This is a genomic window from Bacillus sp. T33-2, from assembly GCF_002860205.1.
GTDB lineage: Bacteria > Bacillota > Bacilli > Bacillales > Cytobacillaceae > T33-2.
In genome coordinates, this window is the sequence record NZ_PGVB01000006.1 from 17,517 (window position 1) to 29,293 (window position 11,777).

General features: G+C 44.3%; 7 protein-coding genes and 2 riboswitches. All 7 genes read left to right on the forward strand.

All coding sequences use genetic code 11. The annotated features are described in order from the left end of the window. Nucleotides 1-159: 159 nt before the first annotated feature. The 7 genes from CVD19_RS04730 (at nt 160) to ptsG (ending at nt 11,280) form a co-directional block, all read left to right on the forward strand. On the forward strand, nt 160-1,101 hold the full coding sequence (locus CVD19_RS04730; protein WP_101580735.1) for an AAA family ATPase: 942 nt from the start codon (nt 160-162) through the stop codon (nt 1,099-1,101). Further along, nucleotides 1,102-2,319, forward strand: a complete 1,218-nt coding sequence (locus tag CVD19_RS04735) for a DUF58 domain-containing protein (protein ID WP_101580728.1) — start codon at nt 1,102-1,104, stop codon at nt 2,317-2,319. It abuts the gene before it with no gap. Beyond that, nucleotides 2,316-4,517, forward strand: a complete 2,202-nt coding sequence (locus tag CVD19_RS04740; protein WP_101580729.1) for a transglutaminase domain-containing protein — start codon at nt 2,316-2,318, stop codon at nt 4,515-4,517. The genes CVD19_RS04735 and CVD19_RS04740 overlap by 4 nt, the downstream gene beginning before the upstream one ends. A 28-nt stretch (nt 4,518-4,545) precedes the next feature. After that, nucleotides 4,546-4,647, forward strand: a riboswitch (purine riboswitch). A gap of 144 nt (nt 4,648-4,791) precedes the next feature. After that, nucleotides 4,792-6,312, forward strand: coding sequence for a glutamine-hydrolyzing GMP synthase (gene guaA / locus CVD19_RS04745; protein ID WP_180953519.1), 1,521 nt, complete (start codon nt 4,792-4,794; stop codon nt 6,310-6,312). A gap of 149 nt (nt 6,313-6,461) precedes the next feature. Further along, nucleotides 6,462-6,563: riboswitch (purine riboswitch) on the forward strand. 142 nt (nt 6,564-6,705) lie between these two features. Further along, nucleotides 6,706-8,034, forward strand: a complete 1,329-nt coding sequence (locus tag CVD19_RS04750; protein WP_101580731.1) for an NCS2 family permease — start codon at nt 6,706-6,708, stop codon at nt 8,032-8,034. A 159-nt stretch (nt 8,035-8,193) separates the two neighbouring features. Continuing rightward, a complete protein-coding gene (gene glcT, locus CVD19_RS04755) occupies nt 8,194-9,036 on the forward strand; it encodes a glucose PTS transporter transcription antiterminator GlcT (RefSeq protein WP_101580732.1) in 843 nt (280 codons plus the stop codon). Between the two features lie 183 nt (nt 9,037-9,219). Further along, nucleotides 9,220-11,280, forward strand: coding sequence for a glucose-specific PTS transporter subunit IIBC (gene ptsG / locus CVD19_RS04760; protein WP_101580733.1), 2,061 nt, complete (start codon nt 9,220-9,222; stop codon nt 11,278-11,280). Nucleotides 11,281-11,777 lie beyond the last annotated feature (497 nt).

Sequence of the window (11,777 nt, forward strand, 5' to 3'; positions counted from 1 at the left end):
TCTAAATCTTAATGGAGCAATTTTTACACACTCACGGTACAGGATGTTTACAGAAAATGGCGAATATATTATATAATTGAAATGATATATCATAATAAATTGATAGATTTTGTTTTCATTCGATCGATAAACTAGGGAGGAATAATAGTGCACGAAAAAATGAACCCGGCAATTGAAAGAATTCTGCAGAATATAGATAAAGTTATGACGGGCAAGCGGAATGTGGCAGAGCTGAGCCTCATTGCCCTGCTTGCTGAAGGGCATGTCCTGCTTGAGGATGTCCCGGGTGTGGGGAAAACGATGATGGTCCGGGCACTCGCCAAATCAGTGAGCGCCACGTTTAAGAGGATTCAGTTTACACCGGACTTGCTGCCTTCTGACGTGACCGGTGTATCAATATATAATCCAAAGGAAATGGAGTTTCAGTTCAGGCCTGGCCCAATCATGGGCAATATTATCCTGGCGGATGAAATTAACCGTACTTCCCCAAAAACCCAATCAGCCCTGCTGGAGGGGATGGAAGAAAGTAGTGTGACAATCGATGGTGTCACACACAGATTGGAAAGGCCGTTTTTCGTAATGGCGACGCAAAATCCGATTGAATATGAGGGTACATATCCGTTGCCTGAAGCGCAGCTGGACCGCTTTCTATTAAAAATGAAGATGGGTTATCCGGAACTCAATGAAGAAATGGAAGTGCTGAACAGGGCCCAAAAGGTCCCGCCGATCGAGGACCTCAGGCCGGTAGTGAGCCTTGAAGAATTACGGGAACTGCAGCTGGACATAAAAGATGTGTTCGTTGACGACTCGATTAAAAGGTATATCGTTGAACTCGCCGACCGTACCCGTACCCATGGCAGTGTTTATCTTGGCGCAAGCCCGCGCGGCTCAATTGCTTTAATGAAAGCATCCCAGGCGTTTGCATTCATGTACGGAAGGGATTATGTCGTGCCCGATGATGTCCAGTACCTCGCGCCGTTCGTGTTCTCCCATCGGCTCATTTTAAAGTCAGAAGCCAGATTTGAAGGGATAACCGCAGAAGAAGTAGTGAACCGTGTGCTTGCCCGAGTTCCAGTCCCGGTGCAAAGGCTCGTGAAATAAATGAGAGAATTGCTTAAAAGAGTAAAAGAAATTTGGAAGCTGCTCGTGTTATTTTTGCTGATCCTTCTCGCGTTTTCGTATGCGATGTTCCAGGGCGGGTTTGTAAGCTGGTTCCTGTTTTACAGCTTTCTGCCTTTTGCCCTTTATGCCTTGGGGTTAACGTTTTACGGCTTAAAGGATATTACTGCAGAACGCATCTATACAAAAGCAGAATACAATGCCGGGGAGAAATTAAAGGTTAGTGTCATATTGGAACGAAACACGCCTTTCCCGCTGCTGTACACCGTAGCTGAGGAGCAGGCGAGCGAATCTCTTGCAGAACACAGCCAAATGAAGACTGCGAAATCATTCCTGTTCCCCGGATTCAATAAAGTGTTCCATTTCGAATATACAGTGGACGAGCTGCCAAGGGGCGAACATTTTTTTAGCGGGATTCGCATTAAAACAGGTGACCCGCTTGGTTTGATAGAGAAAGAAACGCTAGTTCCTGTAGAGGATAAAATCCTTGTTTACCCTGCATACGAACCTCTCGTTTACAATCCGTTTGAGAATCATTATGACCAGGGGATGACTGCGTCAAAAGAGAGAGTCCAACGGGACACGTCCATGGCGATTGGTGTGAGGGAATACCAGCCCGGAGACCGCTTTTCCTGGATTAATTGGAAAGCGACGGCTAAACGGAATGACATCATGACGAAAGAATTTGAACAGCGTCAAACCCATGATGTATCGATCATAATGGATTGCGCTCCTGACAAGCGATTTGAGACAATCGTATCCTTCACGGCTTCCCTCGTAAAAGCCATTTTGCGAAAGGGCGCCCAGGTCGGGCTTTTAACAGCCAGCTCTGAGAGGGCAGCTTACCCGATTCGCGGAGGCGAAATTCAGCAGCAGCAATTGTTCTATCATCTTGCAAAAATAAGGGACAACAGTCCTGTTACACTTGATAGGGTGATGGAAGGGGAAACTTTTCTGGCGCACCAGAATGTCACCCTGATGCTTGTCACAGCCCAGCTGACGAAGGGGCTCGTTGAAAAGGCGAGTTTTTACTCCCAGCGAAATGGTGCAGTCACGATATTCCTTATAAAAAAAGGCAAGGAACTGCCTGCACAGGATGAGCTTGCATTGAAAACAGCCGCGAATGCACGGGGCGTTGCCGTAACCCTCGTTCATGAGGGCGGTTTTAAAGACGCATTTTCGGAGGTGAAGAGGGGATGACCCACCCGGAAAGAAAAGCCGATCTTGCAGTTTGGTTGTTATATACATTCAGTTTTTTGCTTCTCTGGGAATGGCTGAGGCCACTTGAGGAATTGACGGCTACCGGACACCTGGGGATATTCTTGTTCTTCATTTTTATTTGTTTAATGATGTCCATGCTCGGCATGCCTGTTATTCCCGGGTTTTTTGTGAAGTCCATCTTCATTTTATATGCCCTTCACTTTTTATATTATGAAGGCTCATTCTTTGACTCGCGTTGGCTCAGCCTGTTTGTCGGTGATTTTATCAAAAACATCGGACTGGTCTGGGACTCGGAATGGAGTGAAATTACCAATGTATTCCGGTCGCTCCTGTTTTTCATCCTTCTCTGGCTAATGTCCTATTTAATTCGGTATTGGCTTATTAACAGGAAGCAAATTTTCATTTTTTTCTTTATGACATTAGTCTATATAACAGTGCTGGACACGTTCACTCCATATGAAGCCACGAATGCTATAGTGAGGACGGTGATAGCTGGTTTTGCTGTCATGGGGATGCTCACCTATTACAGGCTGGTTGACAGGGAAGCGATTCAGAAAAAATTCCTTCATTCACGAAAGTGGATGGTCCCGCTTGTAGTCATGATTGCCTGCAGTGTCGGAATCGGCTATGCAGCGCCAAAAGCTGACCCGATCTGGCCTGATCCGGTGCCTTTTATCAAATCATACGGCAAGGGAGCCGGCGACGGAATAGGAGGCACGCAGCGGGTAGGCTATGGAACGGATGATTCCAGGCTGGGCGGCCCTTTTATTGGTGACAGCCAGGTCGTGTTCAGGACAAATGTGGAAGCACGCCATTATTGGAAGGTTGAAACAAAGGATCTTTACACAGGCAAGGGCTGGATCCTTCCTGATGAGGAGCAGCAATTGCGGCATTTCCTCGAGGGGGAAACTGTACCGGTGATATCCTTTGTTGAGGGGATTGAGACTCAGGACAGGTCCAGCGAGGTATTTTCATATATAAGGCATCCCCATGTAATTTATCCACATGGCGTAAAAAGGATTTCCGCAGGAACAGACATTTCTTTTTACATTAACACTTATACTGAAAAAATTAATTCAGTCCGGGCAAATGAAGCGGCTGCGGTTGAATCATATACCGTGTCGTACGAAGCGCCGACTTACAGCGTGTCAAGCATGCGGAAGACAGTGGATGCAGCCCAGTCAGGCATGCCGGAGGACTTTATTGAAAGGTATACCCAGCTGCCTCCGTCACTTCCAAAACGGGTGCATGAATTGGCTCTGAAAATAACAGAAGGGCAAACGTCATGGTTCGATAAAGCAAGAAAAATTGAACAGTATTTGCACAATCCAGAATTTAGCTATGATCAGCAGGATGTGGCCGTCCCCGGAAATAGGGATGACTATGTAGACCAATTTCTGTTTGAAACGAAGCGAGGATATTGTGATAATTTCTCCAGTTCAATGGCCGTCCTGCTTAGAACCGTTGGCATACCTGCACGCTGGGTAAAAGGCTATACTGAGGGAGAATACAGGGACCTTGGCGAGGAAAGCCGCAGGATATACGAAGTGACCAACAACAATGCCCATTCATGGGTGGAGGTCTATTTTCCTGAAGTCGGCTGGGTACCGTTCGAACCTACCCAGGGTTTCTCAAACAATGTGCAGTTCAATTTCGATACCCCGGCATCATCCGGCACACAGGCACAGCAGGAGCCGGCAAAACCTGCTGCAGCTCCAGTTAAGCCTGAAAAAAAAGATCCTGTGGATACCGGAAAAGCATCATTCTCTTTTAAAGGTGTATGGAGTCAAATAGAAATGTTATTCAAGAACGATTGGGAATGGTTGGTGGCAGGCGCGGCCGCTGTCGCTGCTCTTTCAGTATGGGTCTATCGGAAGCGGGTTAAATGGTTGCCGTCATATTACATCTTTTTGTATAAACGTAAGAAAAATGATGAATATCTCGCCAAGGCTTATCTGGCATTGCTGCACCAGCTTGAACTTTACGGACTGAAACGCAAAAACGGCCAGACTTTAAGAGATTATGCACGCTATGTCGATGGATTCTTCTCATCAAAGGAGATGAGCAGGCTGACCTCCAGATATGAAGAGTTTTTATACAGAGGAAAGCTTCAGGAGGGTTCCTGGGCAGAGAGTAAACAATTGTGGGAAAATTTAATTAAAAAGGCCAGTGCTTGACCGGAATTTTATTATGCTGGTACAATGTAAAAATTAATAGTGCAACCTTCATATATCCTCGATGATATGGATCGAAAGTTTCTACCGGATCACCGCAAATGGTCTGACTATGAAGGCAGATTTTTTGTGGAACTGGAATTCTGCCTTTCTGTTTATATAAAGGGGAATTCTATTTTTTTGTAAAAAAATGCTTGTGTGTGGAAGAATAACAGACAAGGGTTATGACAAATGAGGTGAGTCTGTGTCCAAAAAGATTGAGCTAGAGAATCAGGAAATGATAGTGGTACTGGATTTCGGCAGCCAGTATAACCAGCTGATAACACGCCGGATCCGCGAATTCGGAGTGTATAGCGAACTCCATCCCCATACGGTAACAGCTGAAGAAATAAAAGGGATGAACCCGAAAGGTATCATTTTTTCCGGAGGGCCGAACAGCGTTTATGGCGAAAATGCCTTCCGCTGTGATGAAAAGATTTTCGAACTCGGCGTGCCGATTCTGGGTGTTTGCTACGGCATGCAGCTCATGACCTTGCAGCTTGGCGGTAAAGTGGAACGCATGAAACACAAGGAATACGGAAAAGCAACGATCACACTGCAATCCGAAAATCCTTTATTTGGCGGAACACCGGAGGAGCAATTGGTCTGGATGAGCCATGGAGACCATGTAACAGCAGTACCTCCAGGGTTTACGGTCGACGCGGTTAATCCTTCATGCCCGATTGCTGCGATGAGTGATGAAAGCCGGGGATTTTACGCAGTGCAGTTCCATCCGGAAGTGCGCCATTCTGTATATGGCAATGACCTTTTGAAAAATTTCGTGTTTGGAATTTGCCATTGCAAAGGCGAATGGTCGATGGAAAACTTTATTGATCTCGAAATTGAAAAAATCCGCCAGACAGTCGGGGATAAAAAAGTACTGTGCGCATTGAGCGGAGGAGTCGACTCTTCTGTTGTAGCCGTGTTGATCCATAAAGCGATTGGCGACCAGCTCACCTGTATTTTTGTCGACCATGGGTTATTGCGCAAAGCTGAGGCGGAAGGAGTCATGAAAACCTTTGCTGATGAGTTCAACATGAATGTCATCAAGGTAGAGGCGAAGGACCGCTTCCTCGATAAATTGAAAGGTGTGTCTGACCCCGAGCAAAAGCGGAAAATCATCGGCAATGAATTTATCTATGTGTTTGACGATGAAGCGGCAAGGCTTGAGGGAATCGAATTCCTTGCACAGGGAACGCTTTATACCGATATTATCGAAAGCGGTACTGCCACCGCACAGACGATAAAGTCGCATCATAATGTTGGCGGGCTGCCGGAGGATATGCAGTTCACGCTCATCGAGCCATTGAACACTTTGTTCAAAGATGAAGTGAGGGCACTTGGCACGGAGCTTGGCATCCCGGATGAAATCGTCTGGAGGCAGCCGTTTCCTGGGCCGGGTCTCGGCATTCGGGTCCTGGGTGAAATTACGGAACAGAAGCTTGAGATTGTCCGGGAGTCAGATGCAATCCTCAGGGATGAAATCAAAAAAGCAGGTCTTGACAGGGACATCTGGCAATATTTTACCGTGTTGCCTGACATCCGCAGCGTCGGTGTCATGGGGGATACACGGACTTATGATTACACAATTGGCATTCGAGCAGTCACTTCAATCGATGGGATGACATCCGACTGGGCCAGAATCCCGTGGGATGTACTGGAAATTATCTCCACCAGGATCGTGAATGAGGTGGAACATATAAACCGGGTCGTTTATGATATCACCAGCAAGCCTCCTGCAACCATTGAATGGGAATAAGTAGGCTTGTGAGTTCGTTTGAACTGGGTTTGTATGCTTAAGCAGCAAAGAAGATCGGTGTAAAAGACGAACAATAAAAAGCGGACATGTAAAAATGTTCGTTTTTTTGTTGACTGAGACTAAAGATACTGTTACAATGAATAAGAAATAAGAAGTTTGTCATAATACGTCGTATAATCTTGGGGATATGGCCCAAAAGTTTCTACCGAGCTGCCGTAAATAGCTTGACTACGAGGTTAATGCCACAGGGACCACTGTTAGTTGATCTTATTCGTTTTTATATAACGATCCCTGGCCGCATTATACTTCCTGTATGTCAACGTTCCGGCTGAGCCCGGGACGTTTTTTTAATGTTATCGATGTAATGGCGCAAAAAAAACAGGAGGGAAAAAAATGAAGAAGTATTTCCAATTTGAAGAACTCGGCACGAATTACCGCCGTGAATTCTTGGGCGGGATGACTACTTTCCTGGCTATGGCTTATATATTGATTGTCAATCCATTAACATTGACACTTGCGGATGTGAAAGATTTGCCTGATGCACTGCGCATGGATTATGGGGCAGTTTTTGTAGCGACAGCCCTGGCTGCAGCAGTAGGGTCGATCATTATGGGTCTTTTAGGTAAATACCCGATAGCACTTGCGCCTGGTATGGGCTTAAATGCATTTTTCGCTTATTCGGTCGTGCTGGGAAGCGGAGCACCATGGCAGCATGCCCTTGCGGCTGTTTTCATTTCAGGAGTTTTCTTCCTTCTGCTGACGATTTCGGGTCTTCGTGAAAAAATCATCAATGCAATCCCTGTTGATTTAAAGCATGCTGTAGGAGCGGGAATAGGTCTTTTTATTACGTTTATCGGCCTGAAAAATGCCGGAATCATTGTTAATAATGACGCTACACTTGTGGGGTTAGGTGATTTGGCTAACGGAAATACACTGCTTGCGATTTTCGGTCTGCTGGTCACTGTCATCATGATGACAAGGGGTATTAACGGGGCTGTATTCTACGGAATGGTGATTACAGTTATCGCTGGTATTATGTTTAATCTCATTGACGAACCTGAAAAAGTAGTCGGCCCTGTTCCAAGCCTGGAGCCCACATTTGGCGCGTTGTTTTCTGCTTTCGGCGACCCTTCTTTCTACACAGCAACAATGATGGGTATTATCTTGACGTTTTTATTCGTTGACTTCTTTGATAATGCCGGAACACTGGTTGCAGTCGCCAATCAGGCCGGCATAATGAAAGAAAATAAGCTGCCTCGTGCAGGAAAGGCCCTGTTCGCTGATTCGATTGCTTCAATCCTAGGGGCAATTTTTGGAACATCGACAACTACGTCATACATTGAATCATCAGCAGGTGTTGCTTCCGGGGCCAGAACCGGTTTTGCTGCCCTTGTAACAGCCGGATTTTTTATCCTTTCGTTGTTCTTCTTCCCGGTGTTATCGGTCGTGACATCGCCAGTTACAGCTCCTGCGTTGATTATCGTCGGTGTGCTTATGGTTTCATCGCTCGGCAAAATTGATTGGAGCCGTTTTGAAATTGCAGTGCCAGCCTTCTTGACAATCATAGCGATGCCGCTATCTTACAGCATTGCAACAGGGATTGCTGCAGGTTTCATTTTCTATCCAGTTACTATGATGGTCAAAGGCCGTACAAAAGAAATTCATCCAATCATGTATATTTTCTTTGTTATCTTTGTCCTGTACTTCATTTTCTTAACATAATCACCAGGGAGCCGGCTGTTGCTGGCTTCTTTTTTTATAAGAAAAATGGGAATAAAGACTTAGTCTTAACGCGCTGTTGTTAAAGAAGTCCCCTGTTCTTGACTTCATTTTTTGTCTGCTATACGATTAGACGGAGAATACCTGGAACGGAGATACTGGATGGAAAAGATTGCGGTCAAGAAGGTCTTGAATAACAATGTCATGATTGCTGAGCATAGTTCCTATGGAGAGGTAATTTTAATCGGGAAAGGCATCGGCTTTAACCGTAAGAAGGGTGAAATCATCGACAGGGACAGCGTCGAGAAAATGTTTGTGCTCAAGAACGAAAAAGAGCAGCAAGATTATATAAAGCTTTTGCCGTTTATGGGTAATGACCTCCAGGAAACCATCATTTCTGCTATTGAACTGATAAAGAAAAAAACTGGCGCAACGCTAAATGAACATATCCATGTCGGCTTGACCGACCACATCATGTTTGCCATTAACAGGCTGTCCACAGGGATTGAATTTAAGAATCCCTTTTTGACGGAAACGAAAACGCTGTATCCGAGAGAATTTGAAATCGCCAAAGAAGTTGTAGGGTTAATCGAACAAAAGACCGCAATCCATCTGCCCGAGGGGGAAGTCGGCTTCATCGCCTTGCATATACATAGTGCCGTCATGAACAAGGAGCTGTCTGAGATCAACCTGCATTCCCAGTTAGTTTCCAAATTGGTGAATATGATTGAAGACGAGTTAAACTTCACGATCGACAAAGACAGTATTGATTATACCAGGCTTGTGCGCCATCTCCGTTTTACCATAGAGAGAGTAAATCACGGGGAACAGCTTGAAGAACCGGAAAATATTTCTGCCCTATTGAAAGAAACATATCCCCTGTGCTACAATCTTTCGTGGAAACTCATTAAAGTGATGCAACATTCCTTGAAAAAACATGTATATGATGCTGAAGCTGTTTATCTGACAATGCATTTGCAGAGGCTTCAGAAGAAAATTAAATAATATATTACGTTGTTTTACGTGTTACTGATTCGATCAGGCATGAGTAAAGAATGTGATTCAAAGACAGTTTTAGGGTAAATATTCCCTAGGCTTCTTTTAGTCAATTCTTGCTCATGCCTTTTATTTTTTCAGGGATGTAACCGCTTCAGTGAGATTAGTTATATTAAAAGGAGGTTTTTCCTCATGTTTAAAAAAGTTTTTGGTGTTTTACAAAAAGTTGGTAAAGCACTAATGTTGCCTGTAGCGCTGCTGCCAGCTGCCGGAATACTGCTCGCCCTGGGTGCCGCATTAAGGAACCCTGCATTATTGGAACTGGCGCCTTTCCTCGATAATGGCGGGGTGGAAATGGTGGCTTCAGTCATGCAAAAAGCGGGTGACATCGTTTTTGGCAACCTGCCGTTGTTGTTTGCTGTTGGTGTTGCTGTCGGATTGGCCGGCGGGGAAGGTACCGCTGCATTAGCCGCGATTATCGGGTATCTTATTATGAATGTAACTATGGGTACTGTATTAGGACTTGAAGCTAAAGATGTCAATGGTTTGAATTATGCAAATGTACTTGGAGTGCCTACGCTGCAAACAGGTGTGTTTGGAGGCATTATCGTTGGTATTATCGCTGCGGCTCTCTATAACAAGTTCTATGAAATCGAATTGCCTTCTTATTTAGGTTTCTTTGCAGGAAAACGCTTTGTTCCTATCGTAACAGCAGGAACTGCAGTTCTTTTAGGTTTGGCGATGCTTATTGTGTGGCCTCCTATCCAGAATGCCTTGAACGCATTTTCGCAAAACATGGTACATGCCAATTTAACACTGTCAGCGTTTATCTTCGGTGTCATTGAACGTTCATTGATACCGTTTGGTTTGCATCATATCTTCTATTCGCCGTTCTGGTATGAATTTGGGCAATATGTAACAGCTACTGGTGACACCGTCCGCGGGGATCAGCGTATTTTCATGGCTGAAATAAGAGATAATGTACAAAATCTGACTGCGGGTACATTTATGACAGGTAAATTCCCGTTCATGATGTTTGGTCTTCCTGCTGCTGCATTGGCCATTTATCACGAAGCACGTCCCGAAAGGAAAGTTGTCGTTGGCGGACTTATGGTCTCTGCGGCGTTGACGTCTTTCCTGACAGGTATCACTGAGCCTTTAGAATTCTCATTCCTGTTTGTGGCGCCAATACTATTTGGTATCCATGCTATTTTTGCAGGCCTGTCATTCATGACAATGCATTTATTGGATGTAAAAATCGGGATGACATTCTCGGGTGGGTTAATTGACTATATCCTGTTCGGCTTGATCAACCCTCAAACAAATGCCTGGCTCGTTATTCCTGTTGGTCTCGTGTTTGCGGTTATTTATTATTTCGGCTTCCGCTTTGCAATCCGGAAGTTTAACTTGATGACTCCAGGACGTGAAGAAGTAAAACAAGAGGAAGAAGGAACAAAAGGACAAGCTGGCGACCTTGCGTACAATATCCTTGATGCCATGGGCGGCCAGGAAAATATAGCTCATCTTGATGCATGTATCACACGTCTTCGTGTATCAGTGAACGATATTAAAAACGTTGACAAAGAACAGCTGAAAAAACTTGGTGCCGCTGGTGTACTTGAAGTCGGCAACAATATCCAGGCGATCTTTGGGCCTCGTTCAGAAACAATCAAAGGGCAAATGAAGGATATTATGAGCGGTAAAAAACCGCTTGTTGTCGAAACGAAGCCTTCCCAAGAGGCAGAACAACAAATTGAAGAAGTGACTCCAGAAGCATTGCAAACCGCGCAAAGCAGCGATGATATGTTTGTTTCTCCATTAAAAGGTGAAATCAAGCCAATTACTGAAGTTCCTGACGCGGTGTTCTCCGGAAAGATGATGGGAGATGGATTTGCCATCATTCCTACTGAAGGTACGATAGTGTCGCCAGTTGACGGAAAAATCGTCAACCTGTTCCCGACAAAGCATGCGATTGGCATACTGTCCGATTCAGGACGTGAAATTTTGATTCATGTCGGAATTGACACTGTTAACTTAAAAGGTGAAGGTTTTGAATCTCTTGTGTCAGAAAACGACAGTGTGAAAAAAGGACAGCCATTGCTTAAGGCAGACCTTGATTTAATAAAACAACATGCTACTTCTATTATAACCCCGATCGTGTTTACTAATCTGGCTGCTGGAGAATCAGTAATGATCAATAAAGCTGGAAATGTCGATCTTGGTGAAGAAAACGTAATATCTGTTTCTAAATAGAAGCAAACTTAATTATTTATAATAGATGAAAAACATAATTATTTGATGATAAGAGTACAATCCGGCCTGGTCGTAATGTCCAGCCGGATTTTTATTATTCACAAATAGTTACCATAAATTTCAAGGTGTGAAATGTGTTGACCTTTAATGGATACGGTGATAATATGTAAAAACAGTCGCCCGCAGTTAACAACATCAATTTAGTTAATAAGTTGTTTTGAAAAAAGTTGTTGACGTGAAGATGACTGCGTGGTACATTAATTAAGTTGCTTCTGAAACAGCAACAAAAAACATGTTGACATCTGGGCAGAAGATTGGTATCATATAAAAGTTGCACTTAAAATAGCGACGATATGAAATCGAAAAAATATGTTGACATCAGGCTATTAAACTGATAAGATATAAAAGTTGCCTCTAATTGAAGCAGCGGAATAATTGTTCTTTGAAAACTAAACAAACAAGCGTCAACAAACAATAATCATCATGTTTCTTCTATA

What these genes read in the sequence shown, in the direction of transcription:
- CVD19_RS04740 (WP_101580729.1), top strand. Translation starts at nt 2,316, where the DNA reads ATGACCCACCCGGAAAGAAAAGCCGATCTTGCAGTTTGGTTGTTATAT.
- guaA (WP_180953519.1), top strand. Translation starts at nt 4,792, where the DNA reads ATGATAGTGGTACTGGATTTCGGCAGCCAGTATAACCAGCTGATAACA.
- glcT (WP_101580732.1), top strand. Translation starts at nt 8,194, where the DNA reads ATGGAAAAGATTGCGGTCAAGAAGGTCTTGAATAACAATGTCATGATT.
- CVD19_RS04730 (WP_101580735.1), top strand. Translation starts at nt 160, where the DNA reads ATGAACCCGGCAATTGAAAGAATTCTGCAGAATATAGATAAAGTTATG.
- ptsG (WP_101580733.1), top strand. Translation starts at nt 9,220, where the DNA reads ATGTTTAAAAAAGTTTTTGGTGTTTTACAAAAAGTTGGTAAAGCACTA.
- CVD19_RS04750 (WP_101580731.1), top strand. Translation starts at nt 6,706, where the DNA reads ATGAAGAAGTATTTCCAATTTGAAGAACTCGGCACGAATTACCGCCGT.
- CVD19_RS04735 (WP_101580728.1), top strand. Translation starts at nt 1,102, where the DNA reads ATGAGAGAATTGCTTAAAAGAGTAAAAGAAATTTGGAAGCTGCTCGTG.